The sequence below is a fragment of the Subsaximicrobium wynnwilliamsii genome, from assembly GCF_007997225.1.
Classification (GTDB): Bacteria; Bacteroidota; Bacteroidia; order Flavobacteriales; family Flavobacteriaceae; genus Psychroserpens; species Psychroserpens wynnwilliamsii.
Window position 1 is genome coordinate 40,046 of the sequence record NZ_VORM01000025.1, and the last position, 21,514, is coordinate 61,559.

The 21,514-nt window shown below is 42.4% G+C and carries 7 protein-coding genes; 6 read left to right on the forward strand and 1 reads right to left on the reverse strand.

Translation table 11 applies throughout. The features are described 5' to 3' along the window. Positions 1 to 118: 118 nt before the first annotated feature. Positions 119 to 979, forward strand: coding sequence for a hypothetical protein (locus ESY88_RS16915; RefSeq protein WP_147087782.1), 861 nt, complete (start codon positions 119 to 121; stop codon positions 977 to 979). A gap of 73 nt (positions 980 to 1,052) precedes the next feature. On the opposite strand, the gene ESY88_RS16920 is transcribed toward ESY88_RS16915, so the two are convergent. Beyond that, entirely contained in the window at positions 1,053 to 3,032 is a 1,980-nt protein-coding gene (locus ESY88_RS16920) for an endonuclease (protein WP_147087784.1), read from the reverse strand. Between the two features lie 697 nt (positions 3,033 to 3,729). On the opposite strand from ESY88_RS16920, the gene ESY88_RS16925 reads away from it, so the two are divergent. The 5 genes from ESY88_RS16925 to ESY88_RS16945 all read left to right on the forward strand — a co-directional run bounded on the left by ESY88_RS16925 (position 3,730) and on the right by ESY88_RS16945 (position 21,508). Then, positions 3,730 to 3,882: an SsrA-binding protein gene (locus ESY88_RS16925; RefSeq protein ID WP_189702638.1), complete on the forward strand. Its 153-nt coding sequence runs from the start codon at positions 3,730 to 3,732 to the stop codon at positions 3,880 to 3,882. 393 nt (positions 3,883 to 4,275) lie between these two features. After that, complete coding sequence (locus tag ESY88_RS16930) at positions 4,276 to 9,099, forward strand: T9SS type B sorting domain-containing protein (protein WP_147087788.1); 4,824 nt, start codon at positions 4,276 to 4,278, stop codon at positions 9,097 to 9,099. Positions 9,100 to 9,358: 259 nt separating this feature from the next. Then, positions 9,359 to 14,101: a T9SS type B sorting domain-containing protein gene (locus ESY88_RS16935; protein ID WP_147087791.1), complete on the forward strand. Its 4,743-nt coding sequence runs from the start codon at positions 9,359 to 9,361 to the stop codon at positions 14,099 to 14,101. Positions 14,102 to 14,257: 156 nt separating this feature from the next. Continuing rightward, entirely contained in the window at positions 14,258 to 19,108 is a 4,851-nt protein-coding gene (locus ESY88_RS16940) for a T9SS type B sorting domain-containing protein (RefSeq protein WP_223270871.1), read from the forward strand. Positions 19,109 to 19,177: 69 nt separating this feature from the next. Then, the gene (locus ESY88_RS16945; RefSeq protein ID WP_147087794.1) at positions 19,178 to 21,508 is read left to right on the forward strand and encodes a choice-of-anchor L domain-containing protein; all 2,331 of its coding nucleotides are present in this window, start codon (positions 19,178 to 19,180) and stop codon (positions 21,506 to 21,508) included. The last annotated feature ends 6 nt before the right edge of the window (positions 21,509 to 21,514 follow it).

Below are 21,514 nucleotides of genomic sequence, written 5' to 3' on the forward strand. Positions count from 1 at the left end.
AAGATTGGCACTAGCAATCTATAATTTCACTAAATTAGTGAATAGATTAAATTTCATAACGCCTTCCAACTTATGTGGGTCATGATTTTTCAACCGATTAACTTAAAATCATTCAGCAATGCATAATTCAAAAATAAAATTGACAGCCTTTTTTGCACTGGCTATTCTGGCTGTTTCAATGATGGGTTTCAATAAGGAGAACACCCAAATTGTCAAACTAAGCAAATTTAGCCTGTTAGCGCCTGTCATCGTTGGCCAATCCCACAAAATCACAAAGGAAACAACAGATCTAGAGTTAGAGCGCATCAAATCCCAATTTAAAGCTGAAGGTGTCGATCTGAAATTTCCAAACACAAAACGAAATGCATTGAACGAAATATTTTCTATCAGCATCGAATTTAAAAAAACCGAAAGGACATTCTTTGAAAAGTGGAACTTTAACACGAAGAGCAACACACCCATCAAGCCCTTCTATCTTAAACTAGAGAATGATCTCCTAATACACGCTTCAGAAACTCGCATATGGAACACTTACAATCTTAATGCTCCTCCTGCAGACGCGCAAAGCAAACCGAGCTTCGTTGTTTTCAATGATCAGAAAAAAACCGACTCGAAAAATACAAAAACTGCAATGTCAAGTGAAGAAACTCAAAGCGCAAAGCGCTCAAGATCGATTGCGCCATTCAATCCAATTGACAGTTCAGAGGTGAAAACCATAGCGCTTGTAATCACCAAAGATGCTTCAGATGCATTTTTAGAGAAACAAAAGATCGATTTGAAAACATACGGTATCGAAGCGAAATTTTCTAAAATCGAAAGAAATGATGCAGGAGAAATAACAAGCTTGAAAATCACGCTAAACGATAATCAAGGCAGGAAATCAAGTTCGATCTGGAACGAAAAAGAGCAGGCAATACCAGATATTGTCATGGGGAAATCCAAAGATGACACATTGTTCATTAGCCCAGTTGAACACTAAGCTTTTGTCCAAACCAACTAAAAAAACCCTTCAGACATCAAATCCTGAAGGGTTTACTCTTATAATTGAACTTTTATTTGATCACTAATTTTTTCACACGTTGCTTGTTTTCCGAATAAAAGTGAAGCAAGTAGATTCCAGGTGGCAAATCCAAATCCAATTTGCAGTTTGCATCCCTTCGAAAGGTTTTGATCTTTCTACCTTCCATAGAAAAAACAGCAATGGTGGTTTCTGCCACAAGCCCCTTCACATAGATTGAATTGCCTGCAGGATTGGGATATATGAAGATATTGTTGGCATTAAAATCTGTAACGCCCAACGCTTGACTCCAAAGATCGCCTGTATTATTACCCCAAATATATTCCACCAAATCGGGCTGATCAATAAACGGATTTCTATTGAATTGCCAGGTCTGGATTAGGTTATTTCGGTTCATTTCAAAATCGTCTGGCGGGTCATTTCTATGCCAATCCAACAAAGTCGCGAGATCCCCCATTTGGCCAAGGTTGCCCTCGGGATAGCCATTGACCACCTCCAAGCCGTTGTATCTAATTGCCATGTAAAACACACTGCGCGCCACATCGCCATAAAAACTGCCTTGCGTACCTGCGGGGCCCGTATACTGCCCGTAGAACTGATTGTTTCGGGTGCTGTTCTCAATACCATCTGCTGCTCTAAGTGCATGCGCATCAGAGTTTCCGTGGCGCAGTGAATCGGCACTTGTGGTCCAAAACAGGTCCTTCCCATCGGCAATCTCATCTTCCTCAATGCTAAAAAAACCACCCCTAGAGCGCGGGAAGGTGTGCTCGCGATTCCATTTACCAGTAATTTGATTATTGACCTGAAAATCCAATTTTGGGCGACCTTGCTCGGTATAGACCAACCAAACTTGATTGCTGTGCTCTGGATTTTGATCGGCTTCCTTGAGAATATCGATCACATCGGCATAAGACTGCTCGCGCACAATGCTTGGATCTGCAATGATGTCTTGTAAGGCTTGACGCAAATTGGTATCGCCCAAGGCGTCTAGACTGTTATAATACCCAGAAGGCTGCGTGCTGGACACATTACCGAAGGTAGGATTGACTGGTGTTCCAAAACCGGAAGCTGTATAGTCGTTATCCACAATACGGATGGCGATGTTATTATTAAGCGCCAAATAACCACTTGGCAAGCTCTCAAAACGCAATCGGGTCACCTCGTCCCCTTCATCAAGCGCATCGTCAATTAGATTTATGCTGGTCATGGTACTTGTTGTTCCCATTGGGATGCTCAACGAGGTGTTTCCGGTAAAATCGTTGGTATCAAAAGTGTCATTATCAAAGAGAATGTTGAAGTCAAGAGTCTCTACAACCGGCGTTTCGGAAGTGAATGTGATGTTAAAACTTGCGTCTTCATCGTATTGACGTTGCTCCAGGTCAATGCGAATGCCATTGAGAACAATCCCGCTGCCATCATTGAGCTGCCTAGGCGTTGGCACTGTGGATGTATAAGTCACATTGCCACTGGCATCTTCAAATCTTTGGATGGAGTTGGTGTTATTACCAGGGCCCTCGTTAATTTGTTCAATGGAAGTAAATCTGGGATCTGCACTAAAAATGGCGATCATATCTTGATCATCGGGATCGGAGGTGTCATACAGCAACACATCAATCAAATTGTCGATGGTCGCCACCGTGAATTCTGGAAAATCGAGATCATCGGCCTGATAAATGGCGACCGCATCTGGACCGTTTTGAATGGTGTTGGCTGAAATCAACACTTGAGGCACAGGACTCACATCATTGCTGCCAATAAGTAGGAGTCCGTTGACATCACTCACATAACCATCGAGATCCAGCGCAAAATAACTGGAATTGCCACCAGAATTGGAACCGTTGAAAAACACCAACACATAGCCATCCAATGCCGCTTCTGGCGTGGCGGTCAATAATTCAACAAACTCCCGGTCATCGGTACTTGGGGTGTCGCAATCCAATTCGTTGATGACCACTTGGGCAAAACTGTAAGGCATAAAAATCAAGGCACTCACAATAAGTAACAATTGTTTCATCTGGTCATTTAGTTTTAGTAAAAATAAGCAGCATTTCAATATAACGCATTCAAAATGAGCTAATTCTTCAAAAATCTAATGCCGATCACACAGAAGCCAAGAAAAACCGCTCCAACTTAGCGCGTGGAAGCCGCAGCAAAAAGACAAAACGAAGCAAATTGGCGGTTTTTGTAATGAAAGTGGCCTAGAAATTTAGAAAAAGGTTTAAAACAGCCCTTGATTAGTTACATTTAGAGCCTAAAACATAAATTCATATTACAAAATGTTCCCTTTTATAGATAACTTATTTCATACTGAAATACTATCTGTCATTTTAGTTATACTATCGCATTCAGTTTGATAGAATTTGCTTGAAACGTTTGGAAGATGCCTTGCTACTTTTATATATTGAAAATTCTTCCGAGACATCGGGAGGAATAAAATGCAATTTAACCCACTAAAATCAATGATTATGATGACCCTAACAAAAGTAGCAATCGCCATTATTTTTTCAATTCTGTTTTAATTCAGCAGAAAAAATGACAGTATTAAAATGTAAAACTCAGTCTAGAATGGGTTTTACATTATTCATCCAATTAAGTCAGTTTTTAGAACTGATAATCAAATGATCACGGAACAAAGCATGTGATTTAATTGCTTGCTTTTATCAAAAGGCTTACTTTTACCCTAGATCAATTTTCAAGACTACTTGAGACCCATGAAGCATAACTTCTTTAAACTACTAGCCAAACTCAACAAGTTGGTATTGCCGAGCTACTCCAAACAAGAATTGGACCTCAGCAAGGCCTCAAAATTTCAAATGGCGCTAATCGGGTGGCGGGTTTTTGTGACCAAACGCGCCTTGGATTAGGAGCTCTGCCAGCACAACCCATCAATAGGTTTACTAAGACCATCGCAGATTGCCGATTTTTTATTCCTCAACTAACTGATTGTCAGAATACTTACCACATTAAATTTAGTTATAAAATCTACTTGAGCAAGGCATCTGTAATGCTTTCACAAGCTGGAGCCTCCTAAAAAAATATAAAATATTGGCTTTCAGCATCACAAGCAATTGTTAATTAGTATTCTTTTTCTTACAATAAACGCAATTTAAACCTTAAGATGTTAAATAAAAATGTAATTCATCGTATTATTATGTATTTTACCTGTTAAATCAAATAAATTTTATCACATTTGTTCTTCAAGAGGTTCTCAGTCCCAAACATTTGAGCCTTTCTCTAATGAACTTAACCGCTTTAATATGGTATTTCTAAAAAAAACCCTCATTGCGCTTATATGCCTTTACGGTAGCGCGTCCCTCGCCCAACAAATTACCGTGGATAACTCGTTTACTGCCGAAGCGCTTATAACCAATAACCTAGTTGTAGGTTGCGTAGAAACCTCAAATGTGGTATCCGATTTTAATGGAAGCGTCAACGGATTCAACAGTTATGCTTATTTTGAAAAAGGCAGTTCTGAATTTCCGTTTGAAAATGGCATCATGCTTTCCACAGGAAATCCAATGTCTGGCGGCAACACCTTAAACAATACCATTCTCAACGAAGGCAATGACGACTGGATTGCAGATCCAGATTTAGAATCGGCTTTGGGAATTTCAAATACGCTCAATGCCACCTCCATTTCATTCAACTTTACCTCCATAACCGATCGCATTCAGTTCAATTATATTTTAGCTTCCGAAGAATACTTTGGGAACTTTCCCTGCGAATATTCCGATGGTTTTGCATTTTTGATCAAAGAAGCGGGTTCAAGCGATCCCTATGTGAACATTGCGGTCATCCCAGGAACCACAACCGCCGTAAACACCAACACCATACATGACGAGATTGTGGGCTATTGTCCTGCCTCAAATGCAGCCTATTTTGAAGGCTTTAATGTTGGCGACACAAATTACAACGGGCGTACCACCGTAATGAGTGCCACTGCCGCCATCACGCCTTACACCCAATATAGCATCAAGTTGGTTATTGCCGACCAGACCGATAAAAACTACGATTCCGCAGTATTCATTGAAGGCAACAGTTTCAATTCCAACGTCGATTTGGGGGAAGACATCACCACCTGCGCGAGCAATGTGACTTTGGAAGGTGATATTTCAAACCCACAGGCTACCTATGCCTGGTATTTGGATGACGTTTTGATTCCTGGTGAAATTACAAGCACGATACAAGCCATCGCCTCTGGAATTTATAAAATTGAAATCCAAATCCCATTGGCCGGATCCAATTGTGTGATTGAAGATAGTGTTGCGATTTCTTTAAGCTCTACCCAATCTGCCGAAGCCATTACCGATTATCAATTATGTGACGACAATGGAAACAGTAGGGAAATTTTTGATCTGTCCATCAAGGATGCGGAGGTGCTGGATGCAGTTCCCAATTCCAGCTATGTGATATCGTATCACTACACTTCTGCAAGTGCAGAAAACAATAGTAACCCTATTGTGACACCTATCGAGAATACGTCCAATCCACAATCCATTTTTGTGAGAATTGAAGACAGTTTGAATGGATGTTTGGCCTATTCCTCCTTTCAACTCAAAGTCAATGCCTTGCCAGTTGTTACTACACCAACCGTATTCGTGGCTTGTGCCGAAGTAGATGCTGGCGGTTCTGCCATAATTGATTTATCAGAAAAAGACGAAGAAATCACTGGTGGTAATCCAGATTTGAACGTGACTTATTATTTGGACCCCCTAGATGCAGAAAATGGTGTGAATGCCATCCCACTGCCTTACGTTAACAGCAATGCCAACGAACAAGTGTACGTGCGTGTGACCAATACGGTTACGGGTTGCGTGAGCACAACAACACTAACGATTGAAGTGATCAACAAACCCGTGATCAATGCCGGTTTGCATATGATTGATGCCTGTGACCAAGACCATGATGGCTTTGCGTTTTTTGACCTTACCACGATCACTGATGATGTGCTTCAAGGTTTGACAGGCGTTAACGTGACCTTCCACCAAACCCTTGAAGATGCCAATCTCGGCGCCAATGCCATTGCAGATGCCACTAACTACGCCAATGTGGTTGCCGATGACAGCGTCGTTTTCATAAGAGTTGAAGACCAAAATACAGGCTGTGCCGCGATCACTGCCATTGAAATACACACGAACTTACTTTTAACAGGGACAGATATAAAAAAGGTCACGCAATGTGACATCGATAACGATGGCCAAGAATCTTTTGATCTTGGGGGCATTGCACTGGATATCATTAATGGTTTGGAAGATGTGACTATTGATTTTTACCTTACTGAAGAGGATCGCGACACCAACACAAACCCTTTAGACCCTACGGTCAGTTTTGTGCCAACTTCCAATCCGCAATTCTTGTACATCACGCTTAGCAATCCAACCTGTAGCGAAGTCGCTGCGATCGAGTTGATCATCAACCCTGTTATTGAAGGCGTTGCCATAGGCTCCCAATTGGTATGCGATGAAGATCAAGACGGATTCACCTCCTTAAACCTCAACCAGTTCAACGATGTGATTACTGCTGGCCAACCTGGTTTTAATGTAAAATACTACCTTACCGAAGAAGACGCCATCAACAACTCAGGTGCCGTACCATCAAGTTATACCAACATTAGCAACCCGCAGCTCTTTTATTACCGGGCACGATTCAATCAAACCGGTTGTGCCGATGTCAAGGCTTTTGAAGTCACCGTACTAGAAGCGCCAATTAGTGCCGCACCTACAGGCATCATTATTTGTGATGCCGATCAAGATGGATTTTCTATTGTGAATCTCAATGCGAAAATTCCAGAAGTGATTAGCAATACCGCCAACCGAGCGGTAACGTTTCATACCAGTGTTGCAGATGCTGAAACAGATAGCAATCCAATTTTGGACGCCTCAAATTTCAATGCACAAACCCAAGATCTAACCGTACGAATTGAAAATGTCTCTACAGGTTGCTATAGCCTTCAGAATCTTGAAATCATAGTGAATACCTTACCCGTGATCAACCCAATAAGCGTATATAAGTTTTGCGAAGTTGGCGATGATGGTTTTGGGGAGTTTGTATTCTCATCACAAGATGCCGATATTCTAGAGGCTCAGACAGGTAAAGTGGTATTTTACTATGAAACTGCCATGGATGCCGAAAACAATACCAATGCCATTGATAAGAACGACGTCTACGTCAATTCCTCCAACCCACAAACCATTCACATAAGAATTGAAAACATTAGTGACCCAAGTTGCTATGCAGTTTCCTCCTTTCCTATTGAAGTGGGCACCAATCCTGATTTCAACGAAGCCACCGATATTTTTGTGTGTGATGACATTACCAATGATGGCAGCGTTATGTTTGACCTCAGCATTCAAATGGGCGAAATCACTGCCGGTATTCAAGACATTGAGGAAGTGACCTTACATGCTTCGCAGCAGGATGCAATCAATAACGTGAATCCGTTACCTTTGGATTTTGAGAACAATGTCAACCCGCAACAAATTTATGCACGTATCAATAACGGCTCTATTTGTGAATCTTACACCTCCTTTGTACTCAACGTGATTGCAGCACCAGACGTTAACATTCCTGATCCCCTGGAGCAATGTGATGCCGATTATGATGGCATTACCAGCTTTGACCTCACACTATCCACATTGGATATCTTAGATGTAAGACAGGACAATATTGAAGTCGGGTATTATAGAACCCAAGCTGATGCCGTCTTGGAAAGCAATGAAATAACCGATCCAGCGAATTTTACAAATACCTCAAACCCACAAACCGTTTATGTGCGCGTGAGCAACACCATCTCAAACTGTTTTGTGAACGTCCCAGTCGGGTTAATTGTAAATCGCCCACCAACTATTAATTTTATTGACAATTACAACATTTGCGCTACTGAAGATCAACGTACCGATCTAACCGAAATCAACAGCAGCTTATTAGACCAAACGGCGAATGTGCTGGTCAATTATTATGCTTCGGAAGAAGATGCACGCAATCAAACAAACGTGTTGGATAACAACTATAATTACCAAAGCAACAACGACCTGTTATTTGCCCGTGTCGAGTTTTCTACCACACACTGTTTTATCATCCACGATTTCAACTTAAAAGTCAATGCTTTGCCAGTTGCGAATCAACCGAGTGACATGGCCGCTTGTGATGATGATTTTGATGGCTTTTTGAACTTTGACCTTAGCACACAGAATAGCAGTATTCTAGGTGGTCAGAACCCAAATAATTTTGAAATCACTTTTTATACCGATGTGGTATTTGCCCAAGAAGGTGTTGCCGATATCGGTACGATCTATGAAGGCATCAACAACGAAATCATCTACGCTAGACTGGAGAATAAATTCACCGATTGTTATGAAATCACGCAGTTTACACTCATCATCTATGAGCGACCAATCGTAAACATTGATAACCAAGTGATTTGTTTAGAAAACCTACCCTTAGTGGTAAGCGCCAACACCAACATTACTGGCGACTCTTATTTATGGTCTACCAATGCCTCCACTCCAGAAATTGAGATTACTGAGGTGGGCAGCTACTCTGTAACCGTGACCTCTGCTTTTGGTTGTGAGACTACGCAAGTGTTTTCTGTTATAGAATCTGAGGCCGCCAACATTGAAGTTACTGAAGTGATTGATTTTTCGGACCCAAACAACGTGACGGTTACCGTAAGTGGTATTGGGAATTATCTTTACCAAATCGACGATCTTGAGCCACAGGAATCCAACTTTTTTGAATCTGTGCCTTTAGGCTATCACATCTTGACCATTATCGACCTCAACGGTTGTTCACGTGTGAGCAAGGAAATTGTTGTGATTGACGCACCCAAATTCATGACCCCAAATGGCGATGGTTATTTTGACAGCTGGCACATCACTGGTGTGGAAACCTTGCAAGGCACCGTCATTTTCATCTATGATAGATATGGCAAGCTACTCACAAAACTAACCGCCAATTCTGAAGGCTGGGATGGCTATTACAACGGTCAGAAAATGCCGGCTGCAGATTACTGGTATCTCGCGCAAGTGAAGAAGAACAGCATCGAGTTTGAAGTCAAGGGCCACTTTGCAATAAGACATTGATATAGGGGCAGGATTTTAATCGAATACTTCCATTTTAGCTATACAGCTAAGAAATGAGTAGTTACATCTTTTAAATCACAGTTACTTAAGTTTTTTCGTTAATTTTGATGTCCCAACCATTTACAGAATACTTAACTTAACCCCAATTATCGATCTTGTGTTAAAATTCAACAAAAGTTGTTTCCTATACGCGGTATTGTTCTTTTCACTTTGCCATTCCGTGAGGGCGCAACAACTCAGCACCAACACTAATTCGTCCTTGACTGATCTCGTCCAAAACAGTTTGGGCCAAGGCTGTGTTGAGATTTCCAACGTGTCTTCAGCTGTGAACGGAAGCAGCACCGGCATAGATAGTTATGGACAATTTCAGCAAGTAAATTCCAATTTTCCTTTTGTTGATGGCTTGATACTTTCTACAGGCAGTATCGCTTCCGCAGCAAATACGTTCAACGCCACCACCTTGAGTGAAGGCGACGCTAGCTGGCAAACCGATAGTGACCTCGAAACCGTTTTAGGCTTAAGCAATACCTTGAATGCGACTTCTATAGAATTTGATTTCATTTCAGCAAACAACACCGTTGAATTCAATTACATTTTGGCTTCTGAAGAATATTTTGGCACCAACCCCTGTAATGAGTCTGATGCTTTTGTGATCTTAATCAAGGAAGTTGGCAGCACTGGCCCTTATACCAATCTTGCTTTAGTGCCTGGCACCACCCTCCCAACAAATTCGCAGAACATAAGACAAGAAATATTTGGGTTTTGTGAAGCACAAAATCCTGAATTTTTTGAAGGTTACAGTATTGGCGACACCAATTTTAACGGTCGCACCACCGTATTGACTGCCACTGCCAACATTAATCGCAATGTGTCCTATCACATTAAATTTGCGATTGCCGATAAACAAGATTCCTTTTTTGACAGTGCGGTCTTTATTCAAGGCAGTAGTTTTGAGGCTTCCGTAGATTTGGGCGAGGATATTACCACCTGTGCAGAATCGTTGACCATTGACGGCAGTTTTCCAAATAACGCAGCCATTTACAGTTGGTTCAAAGATGGTACGCTTATCCCGGGAGAGACCAATCCCAATTTAACGGTAACCGAATCTGGAACTTATTCCGTAGCAATCAATATTCCTTTTTTGAGCTCCAGCTGCAGCATAACAGATGCGGTTGAAATCGTTTTAAACGCCGAGCAATCTGCGGGTGTGATCTCCGATTTCATCAAATGCGATGATCCTTCAGGCGATGGCGTGGAGGTTTTTGACCTATCCACTAAAACTGATGAAGCACTGGCTGCCGTGCCAGACTCCAATTACACGATTTCCTATCATGCTTCTGCAGCAGATGCGAGCAATAATATCAATCCGCTTCCAGATAATTACACCAGCCTTTCAAATCCACAAACCATTTATGTGGCCATCAAAGACGTCTTCAGTGGGTGTTTGGCCTTTAGCACCTTCGATTTGGTATTGATAAGTCCGCCAGTGGTTAGTGCACCAACTCCAATAGTAGTTTGTGATAAAGATGCTCCCGACGGAAGAACGCGCATAGATTTGGACGACAGTACTGCGGAAATTCTTGGTAGCAATCCTAATTTCACGTTGACGTATCACAACTCCTATGTAAGAGCGCTAAGCGGAAGCAATCCCATAAATTCGCCTTACAATACCAGACCCTTTAATGATGTGCTTTACATAAGAGTGACCGATAGCGAAACCGGCTGTTCCGCTGTGACCACTTTAGACATTACGATACTTGAAAAACCAACGCTAGACAGCAGCATTACCCATTATATCAATGCCTGCCTCTCTGACGGAAGCCAATTTGCCGACTTCAATTTAAATTCCGTTACCGCCGCTGTTCTTGACGGCTTAACAGGTGTGGACGTAAGCTTCCACGAACTGGAAACAGAGGCTGAAACTGGCGCAAACCCAATAACAAATAGCAGCAATTACCAAAACACAAATGCCAATTTTCAAACGGTTTATATGCGGGTTGTGGATAATACCATTGGCTGCCCTTCCGTAGAACCCATTGAATTGCATACCAATATTTTCAATACCGGTCTCAACCTCAACACGGCGTTTGAATGTGACGATGCTTCTTTAGATGGCATTGTGGATTTTGATCTTACTGAAGTTGAAGCAGATATCGTTGGTGATTTGGAAGGTTTCAATCTTATATTTTACGAATCACAAAGCGATCAAGACAGCAATAGCAATGCAATCGATACATCGGTGCCCTATACTATAAGCACAGCGCCCCAAGCCATTTATGTGAGTGTTTCCAATGGATCCTGTTCGGGAGAGGTGGTTTTGGATTTAGGGATCAATCCGCCAATTGAAATTCAAGCTTTTGGCACCGTGGATTATTGTGACAACGATCAAGACGGCATTACCAACATCTCCTTGCCCAGCTTTAATGCCATCGTGAATGTAGGGATTAGTTCACCTTCAGTTAGATATTATTTAACCGAAACTGATGCGCTCAACGACGAGAACAATCTCGGCAACAACTTTACTAATACTGCAAATCCCCAACTGCTCTACGTGAGAGTGACCAACAATGCCACAAGCTGCTTTGATGTCGCCCCGTTGACGATTGATATCCACCCGGCTCCGGTAACTTCAGAACCAAGTCCGATTATTATCTGCGATAACGATCAAGATGGATTCTTTACCGTAAATCTGAGCAGTAAGATTTCAGAAATTGTAAGCAGCACTGCCAATCTGGAGATAAAGTTTTACGAAAGCCAAATCAATGCCGAAAATGAAGAAGCTCCTATTTTGAGCCCAAGCAGTTATAATGCAAGCACACAAACCATTTACACACGAGTAACTATTGGGGCCACGGGATGTTTTAGCGTTGTTGAATTACCAATCTTTATAAATACCACCCCCGTATTTGGCGATATTGCCGATTTTGAAAACTGTGAGCCCGATGGCTCGGTAGTTTCAGAATTCTTCTTCAACCTTAAAGATGAGGATGTTTTAGATGGCCAGACCGGGAAAGACGTGCTTTATTTTGAAAGCGAACAAGACGCCATAGACCGTGTGAATGCTATCGATAAATTTAGTGCTTATACGAGCATTTCCATTCCACAAACCATTTATGTGCGGGTCGAGAGCATTACGGATGTGACTTGTTTTGGCACTTCCGAATTTGATTTGGCGATTGGTTTTTTACCTAATTTCAATGAACCCACAGATCTTTTTATCTGCGATGACATTAGTAATGACGGGATTACCAGCATCGATTTGAATGACAAGCTTATAGAAATTACCAGTGGGATCACCGATGATTTGAACATTGCGTTTTATGAGTCTAAAGCTGATGCCATAAATCAAGTGAACCAATTACCGTTGAATTATACCACTTCAAATAATCCCCAGCAAGTTTTCGCCAGGATTGATGAAGGCGAAAGTTGCTTCTCGCTAGTGGATATCTTGGTCAACGTAATTCCTGTACCTAGTTTAAACCCATCTTATGAACTCGTACAATGCGATGTTGATTACGACGGTTTAGTCAACTGGGACATTACCAGTGTAGTAACGCAAATCACAGAAGTGCGTTTTAGCGACGTGGATATAACCTATCACCTGAGCCTTGAAGGTGCTGAAACCGATACTCAAATCATACCCACAGCCACGGATTTTGACAATACCGTCAACCCACAAACCATTTATTTAAAAGTAAACAACATCCTGTCCAATTGTGCAGCGATTGTTCCCGTGGCGCTTATAGCCAACGGCCCACCCGCTTTGAGTGCTATTGATACTGTTGAGATATGCAGCAATGATGAAGGCAGCACCCAACTTTCTAGCTTCAATCAGCAATTATTGGAGCAAACGGCTAATGTACTGGTAAGTTATTATGCTTCGGAAAGCGATGCAATAAATCAAATAAATGTCTTAGACGACACCTATTTTTATGCAAGCAATAACGATACCTTGTTTGCAAGGGTGCAGTTCTCAACCACGCAATGTTTATTCATCAAGGAATTTAATCTGAAAGTAAACCCAACGCCAATAGCCAGCCCACCCATGGATCTTGAAGCCTGTGATGATGATTACGATGGGCTTTTGGCTTTTGACCTAAACCAACAAAATGCCAGCATTTTAGGAAGTGCAAACCCGAGCGATTTCTTTATCTATTATTACAACGATTTGGTTTTTGCGCAAGAAGGTTTTGATCCTATTACTTACGTAAGTTATGCAGCCTCAAATAATGAGACGCTCTATGCCCGCTTAGAACATAAATTTACCGGTTGTTATGACATCACATCCTTTACGGTGTTTGTCAATCCGTTGCCAGTGGTCAATATTGATGATCAAATCCTCTGTCTGGAAACCTCCCCTTTATTGGTTAGCGCAAATACAAACATACCTGGAGACAGCTACCTTTGGTCCACTACGGCAACCACTCCCGAAATTGAAATAAGCAGCATTGGCAATTATAGCGTTACCGTGACTTCTGCTTTAGGTTGTGCCACCACCAGAAGTTTTGAGGTAACAGAATCTGAAATTGCCTCCATAGAATTCACAGAAGTCATCAATTTTGACGACCCCAACAATGTGACGGTGACCGTGACAGGTAGTGGTGATTACCTCTATCAATTGGACAACTTGCCACCACAGCAATTTAATGTTTTTCAGAATGTGCCCTTAGGTTACCATACCATTACCATCATAGATCAAAATGGTTGTGGGGAAGTCAGCCGAGAGATTGTGGTCATGGATACGCCAAAATTCATGACACCCAATGGCGATACTTATTTTGATACCTGGCATATCACAGGTGTTGAAAATTTACCTGGAACGATCATAAATATCTACGATCGCTATGGCAAATTATTGAAACAGCTTTCAGCCTTTTCCAGAGGTTGGGATGGCACTTACAATGGTCAAGCGATGCCAGCTTCAGATTATTGGTATGTAGCTAAAGTAAGACAGGGCGACCAAGTATTTGAATTGAAGGGCCATTTTACATTAAGAAGATAAATAGTTTCCTGACCCTGCTTGAACCTTTATATTTGCGATACAACTAATAAAATGGATTTTTTGGTGCAAAAATCTTTTTACCATAGATTTTTTCATAGTTTCAAAAATTGTAATTTTACAACTCCCTAAATTCTATCAAAACTAATAACCTCATTTGTGGCAACCACTGCTATTATGATGAGAATGAGAGACTCTGTGTTGTTCCTAATACTTTTAGGGAGCTGCTACCTTGTATTTGCCCAGCAAATTACAACGGACGCTTCCATCCCGCTTGAGGCGCTTATTCAGCAAAATCTGGGGCAAGGTTGTGTGGAGATAACCAACATTTCCTCAACCGTGAATGGGCAAGCCAGTGGCATTGATAGTTATGGCTCGTTCAATCGGGCATCTTCCGATTTCCCTTTTCAAAGCGGGATTATCTTAAGCACCGGGACGATTTCTTCCGCAGGAAATGTTTTAAACACCAATCCTTTAAATGAAGGCGATGATAATTGGGGCACAGATCCTGATCTTGAGACTGCGCTTGGGATTTCAGATGTAATGAACGCTACTTCCGTAGAATTCGACTTTACCACAGCGGCGAACCAAATTGAATTCAATTATCTGTTGGCATCTGAAGAATATCTGGATGCGAATCCCTGTTCTTATTCTGATGGATTTGCCTTTTTAATCCGTCCTGTTGGATCCAGTCAACCTTACACCAATATTGCCTTGATCCCTGGCACTAATATTCCTGTAAACACCAATACCATTCATAACGAGATTGTAGAGTTTTGTCCGGCTTCAAACCCTGAATACTTTGCAGGCTACAATCTTGGCGACACCAATTATAATGGTCGTACCACAATTCTAGCCGCAACTGCTGCAGTGCAACCCAATGTGAAGTACCGTATCAAATTGGTTATTGCAGATCAAGGTGATAAATTCTACGATTCCGCAGTATTTATAGAAAGCAACAGTTTTCAACCCTCGGCGGATTTAGGACCAGATATTGTGACCTGTGCCAATTTCTACCAACTCAACGCAGATATTGAAAACAGCTTGGCCACCTATGAGTGGTTTTTAAATGGGATGCCCATTGCTGGAGAAACCAATCCCAGCTTGCAGGCAAATGCTTCCGGTAATTATCAGGTGCAAATCAGTATTCAGCTCAACGAAACGTCCTGTGTGATTCAAGATAGCGTTTTGGTTACCCTTAATTCAGAAGCAAGTTTAGCGCCTATATCCGATTATATATTGTGCGATGATAGCTCCAATAATGCCATAGAATCCTTCGAATTAGACTCCAAAGATGCAGAAGTGCTCAATGCTCTGACTCCCTCCACGTACCTATTGACCTATCATCTTTCTCAACAAGATGCGGAAAATAACCTAAATCCCTTGCCTAGCCCCTATCAAAACACGGCTTCCCCGCAAACCATTTATGTTAGAAGCATAGATGCATTGAATGGCTGTATTGTTTTCACAAGCTTCAATTTAGTGGTCAACCCATTGCCAGAGGCCAACCCTCCCACTGCAATCACTGTTTGCGATGACGGTCTTCCAGATGGCATTACCCAAATCGATCTTAGCAACACCAACGATCAACTCACTGGAGGAGACCCTAATCTTTTTGTGAGTTATCACTATACACTGCAGGACGCAAAATCTGGTCAAAACCCGTTGTATTCCCCGTACACCAACATCAATCCAAACGAAACGCTATACATAAGGGTTTTTGACGCCACAACTGGATGTTCCAATACAACTTCTGTAGAGATAAGCGTTCAAGACAGTCCAATCGTAAACCCTGAGAGCACAGCTCACATCAATGCCTGTGAACAGGATGGCGACGGTACCGAGGCCTTTGACCTCAGTTCAATTATTGGCGAGATTCTGCAAGGTCTAACTGGTGTTACGGTAAGCTTCCATGCCCAATTGGCAGAAGCCCAAACTGGCAACAATCCCATTGCCAATGCCAATAACTATCAAAACGTAGTGGCAGGCTTACAAACAGTTTATATAAGAATCGTGGACGATACCACCGGCTGTTTTGTGATTTTGCCCTTAGAATTGCATGCCGACATTACCATCACTGGCTTTAGTACGATCCCGTTCTATCTTTGTGATGACGCTTCGGAAGATGGCATAGAAAATTTCGACCTCAATCAAGTGGAACTCTATCTTACCAACGGCTATGAGACCTACGGGATTCTATTTTATGAATCTGAAGAGGATCTAAATGCTGGCAGCAATCCTTTAAATAAAGAGCTGCCCTATTCGGTAAGTAATTCTAAGACATTGTATGTAACGGTCATAGACGATGAGTGCGAAACTTCAACAACCATCGTGCTTGACGTTGTACCGCCAATCAACATTCAAGGGCTTGCCGATGTGAATTACTGTGATAACGATACCGATGGATTTACATCCATAGCACTGGACAGTTTCAACACCCAAGTGGCAGCTGGAGTCAATGGCGCCAGCGTTTCCTATTATCTCACAGAAATGGATGCCATAGCTCAAGACAATGAATTGCCTCCATTTTACTACAATCTTGAAAACCCACAACAAGTTTGGGTTCGCGTGGAGAGTTCCCTTTCCAATTGCTTTGACATTGCTCCCTTAACCATCAACGTTTTAAATTCGCCTGTTGCCAATACACCATCAAATCTTATTGTGTGTGACGACGATCAAGATGGGATTTATACGATTGATCTGGAAAGCAAAATCCCCGAAATCACTACCGATACCACAGGAATCGCGTTTTCTTTCCATACCGATTACGATGAAGCACTTAGCGCCTCCAATGCCATTGACACTCCGGAAAATTATGATTCCATCTCCCAATTTATTTATGTGCGTGTTGAGGATGAGACGACCAGCTGCTTTAGCGTGGTGTCCTTTTATGCTGATATCAATACCTTACCCGTATTTGAAGCCATCGCAGACTTTGAAAACTGTGAGGCCGATGGTAATGCCATAGCAGATTTCTTTTTTTATCTGAAGGATCAAGACATTCTAAACGACCAAACCGGGAAGCAGGTGCTCTATTTTGAAACCGCTCAAGACGCCATTGATCGGGTTGATATCATTGATAAATATGTTGCTTATCAAAATCTATCCAGCCCCCAAACCATTCACGTTCGGGTTGAAAGCATTACTGATGAAGGCTGTTTTGGCACCTCCTCTTTTGTGGTTTTGGTTGGGGCTTTACCCATTTTCAATGCACCCACCAGTGTTTTTCTTTGTGACGACATAAGCAATGATGCCGTTGAGACCTATGACCTCAGCCAAAAAGTTGACGAAATCATTGCAGGTTCGCCACAAGATCTGGACGTCTCCTTTCACGAGTCTCAATATGATGCGCAAAACAATTTAAACCCGGTGCCCTTAAATTACACAAACAGCACCAATCCACAGGCGATTTACGCACGTATCGATGATGGCACCTATTGCCGAGCAGTGGCGACTTTTGAGATCAGTATCATTCAAGTGCCGTCGGTGGGAACGCCCTCAGATTTAAGGCAGTGTGACACAGATTATGATGGATTGGTACCTTTTGACATCAGTGTTGTGGAAATAGAGATTTTAGATGTGCGGCAAGACAATATCGTGGTCACGTATCACGAATCCTTTGAAGGTGCCGAGACCGATGCCGAAATCATTTCAGATCCAGAAAACTATACCAATACCTCCAATCCGCAAACGGTTTACATCAAGATCAATAACACCATCTCTAATTGCTACGTTACGCTGCCCATAAATCTTTCGGTGAATCTTCCGCCCGCGCTCAATGACTTTCAAAGCTACGTAATTTGCGAAAATGAGACCAACAGTTTTGATTTAAGCACAATAAATTCCGTAGTAAGTGAGACGACTTCAGGTATGACTTTCAGCTATTTCCTTTCCGAAGAAGATGCTGAAGCCAATGAAAACGCCATCAACACCGATTACACCTACAACAGCACCAACGATACCCTTTTTATAAGAATCGCAAATAACAGCACCGGTTGCTGGACCACATACGACTTTGATTTGATCATCAACCCCTTGCCTATCGCCAACCAACCTGACGCCCTTGAAGCTTGTGACGATGACTTTGATGGGTTTTTCGATTTTGATTTCGAGTCACAAACCACTTTCATTCTAGGTTCCCAAAACGCGAACAATTTTGAGCTGAGTTTTTATACTTCCGCGGAAAATGCCTTTCAAGGCAGCAATGCATTGCCAGAAAATTATGAGTCCGCTTCTGGACAAACCATTTATGTGCGCGTCCAAAATATGGATACCGGTTGTTTTAGCAGCACCCAATTCCAGACCATCGTTTTCCTTAAACCACAAGTGGCGATCCCAGACCAAGTCATCTGTTTGGAGAATTTACCCTTACTGGTAAGCGCCAACACCAACAATCCCGACGACACTTACCTTTGGTCCACCAACCAAAGCAGCCCCGAAATTGAAATCGATGAGATTGGCAGCTATGCCGTGACCGTTACCTCGATTTTTGGCTGTGCAATTACCAGTGTTTTTGAAGTCACTGAATCTGAGGCAGCGACAATAGAGATCACAGAAACCGTCGATTTTTCAGACCCCAATAATATTACCATTACCATAAGTGGTATTGGCAACTACCTGTATCAACTCGATGCGAATGTGCCCCAGGAATCCAACGTGTTTGAAAATGTGAGTTTGGGCTACCACACCATAACCGTTATTGACCTCAATGGCTGCTCTGAAGTGAGCAAGGAAGTCGTGGTTATTGACACCCCAAAATTTGTGACTCCAAATGGTGACGGATATTTTGACACTTGGCATATTACCGGTGTGGAAACGCTCACAGGCACCATCGTCTATATTTTTGACCGCTACGGAAAACTACTTAAAACCCTAACTTATAATGGCCCCGGCTGGAATGGAACCTACAACGGCAATCTCATGCCAGCAACCGATTACTGGTTTGTCGCCAAAGTGCGCAAAGGTGATATTGCCTTTGAAGTAAAAGGCCATTTTGCCTTGCGCTTGTAAGTCAAATCCCAACAATTTTAACGGGAATGGACCATTTGCTTTGTATCTTTGTCCGCTCAAAAAAATCAAATGAAGGCGTTTCCTCAAATTTTATGCGGTCTACTCACGGCATGTTCTTTTGGTCAAAATATCCAAGTGGATAGCCAAACCTACACCCCGCAACAGTTGGTGGAAAACATACTCATTGATAGTGATTGCATTGACAACGTTGAAGTGACCTATGTCCTTGGAGGCGATTTTGGCACTACAGACCGCAGTTACGGCTATTTTGAAGCCGCAGGCTCCTCGTTTCCCTTTGAAAGTGGCATCGTCTTAAGCACTGGTAAATTAGCAAATGTAAGAGGTCCAAACAGCAGTTTGAGCGATGACAATGCGACCAATTGGGCAGGAGATGCCGATTTAGAAGCGGTCTTGAACGAGAACAATACCACAAATGCAACCATCATAGCCTTTGATTTTACCTCAGCCGCATCACAAATTAGCTTTAGATATATTTTTGCTTCGGAAGAATATCAGGAAGGCAACCCAAATACTTGTCAGTACTCCGATTTGTTTGGGTTTTTGATCCGACCGGCAAATGAGCAAACCTATCAGAACATTGCCTTGGTGCCAGACACCCAAATCCCTGTGAAGGTAACCACCGTACACCCAACAATCCCAGGGGCTTGTGAGGCGCAAAATGAAGCCTATTTTGAGAGTTTCAACGGGCAAGATGCACCAATTAATTTCAACGGACAAACAAAAATCCTTACAGCCACCGCAACCTTGGTACCCAATCAAACCTACCATGTCAAGCTGGTAATTGCCGATGAACAAAATTACCGCTATGATTCTGCTGTGTTTTTGGAAGCTGGCAGTTTTAAATTATCAACAGATTTGGGACCAAACCGTCTCATAGATTCGGCAAACAGCTTGTGTGAAGGCGAAAGCATTGCACTGGATGCCAGCGCCTCAAACGCCAACAGCTACAAATGGTTCAAGAACAACACGCTACTCCCTATGGAAACCAGCCAGACGCTGAATGTTGCCGAAGCCGGAATTTACACCGTGGAAATCACATTAGACAATAGCTGCATCTCTTTTGGTAAAGTCATCGTAGAAGTTTCTCCAAAACCCACACCAACCAACTCCGTTTTGATTGCATGTGACCAAAACCAAGACGGTCTTACGTATTATAATCTTTTTGATGCGGAAGAATCCATCGTCAACCAAAGCCCCAACAGCGTTGTGTCAAATTTTTATTTGACGCAAAATGATGCCTTTGAAGCTGAAAATTACATCGCCAATGCCACGAGCTTTGAGAATACCAGTCCTTCGCAAATTGTTTTCGCCCGCGTTCAAAATAGTGCAGGTTGCATTGAAGTTGCCGAGCTCGAACTCCAGATTTCGAATACTAGTTTAAACATTGCCACGCTAGAAGCCTGCGATGGAGAGATGGTAGATGGCATAGCCGATTTCAATTTAAATGAGATCACAGCTTCCTTTGAAAGTCAGATCCCAACAAATGCTTCCGTATCCTATTACCTTACTGAAGAAGATGCTTTTTCAGAAAACAATCCGTTAGACACAAATTTCCAAAACGATGTAGTCGATTTCCAAACCCTCTTTGTGAAAGTAGAAAGCAACAATCAATGCTTCGCCATTTCCGAAGTAAATCTCAAAGTATTGGGCACGCCAATTGTGGAGGCAGACGAAACCGTTTATTATTGTAGCAGTGATTTCCCAGAAACCGTAACACTTGAGGGAGGTGTTTTAAATGACCTTCCCAGTAACTATTATTACGAGTGGCAATTTAATGGCAATGCCAGCAGCGTGAACACCTCTTTTTTTGAGGCCAATCAAGCTGGAGTTTATACCGTGACCCTTACCGATCCCAATGGCTGTGCCACGAGTAGAACGATTACTGTGGAAGCATCCACCCTCCCGATTATTGAAGATATCCTGATCACTGAAGGCAGCCAAAACAACAGCATAACCGTGATCACGAGTACGCCAAGGAATTACGGCTATGCCTTGGATGACCCCAACGGTTCCTTTCAAGGCAGTGAGACGTTTACCAATGTTGCGCCAGGATTCCACAAGGTTTATGTGCGAGACAGTCATGGGTGTGGGATTGCTGAAAAATTAATTTCGGTGCTGGGATTTCCTAGGTTTTTCACACCAAACGGCGACACGTTCAACGAACGCTGGCAGCTGTATGGCGTAAATTCTGATTTTAATCAAGGGATAGAAATCCAAATTTTCAACCGCTACGGAAAACGGATCACACAGCTCAACAATACCAGCGCCGGCTGGGACGGCACCTTAAACGGCCAAGCACTGCCAAGCGACGATTATTGGTTCTTGGCAACACTGATTGACGGAAGGACTTTCACTGGGCATTTTGCTTTGAAGCGCTAGATACAG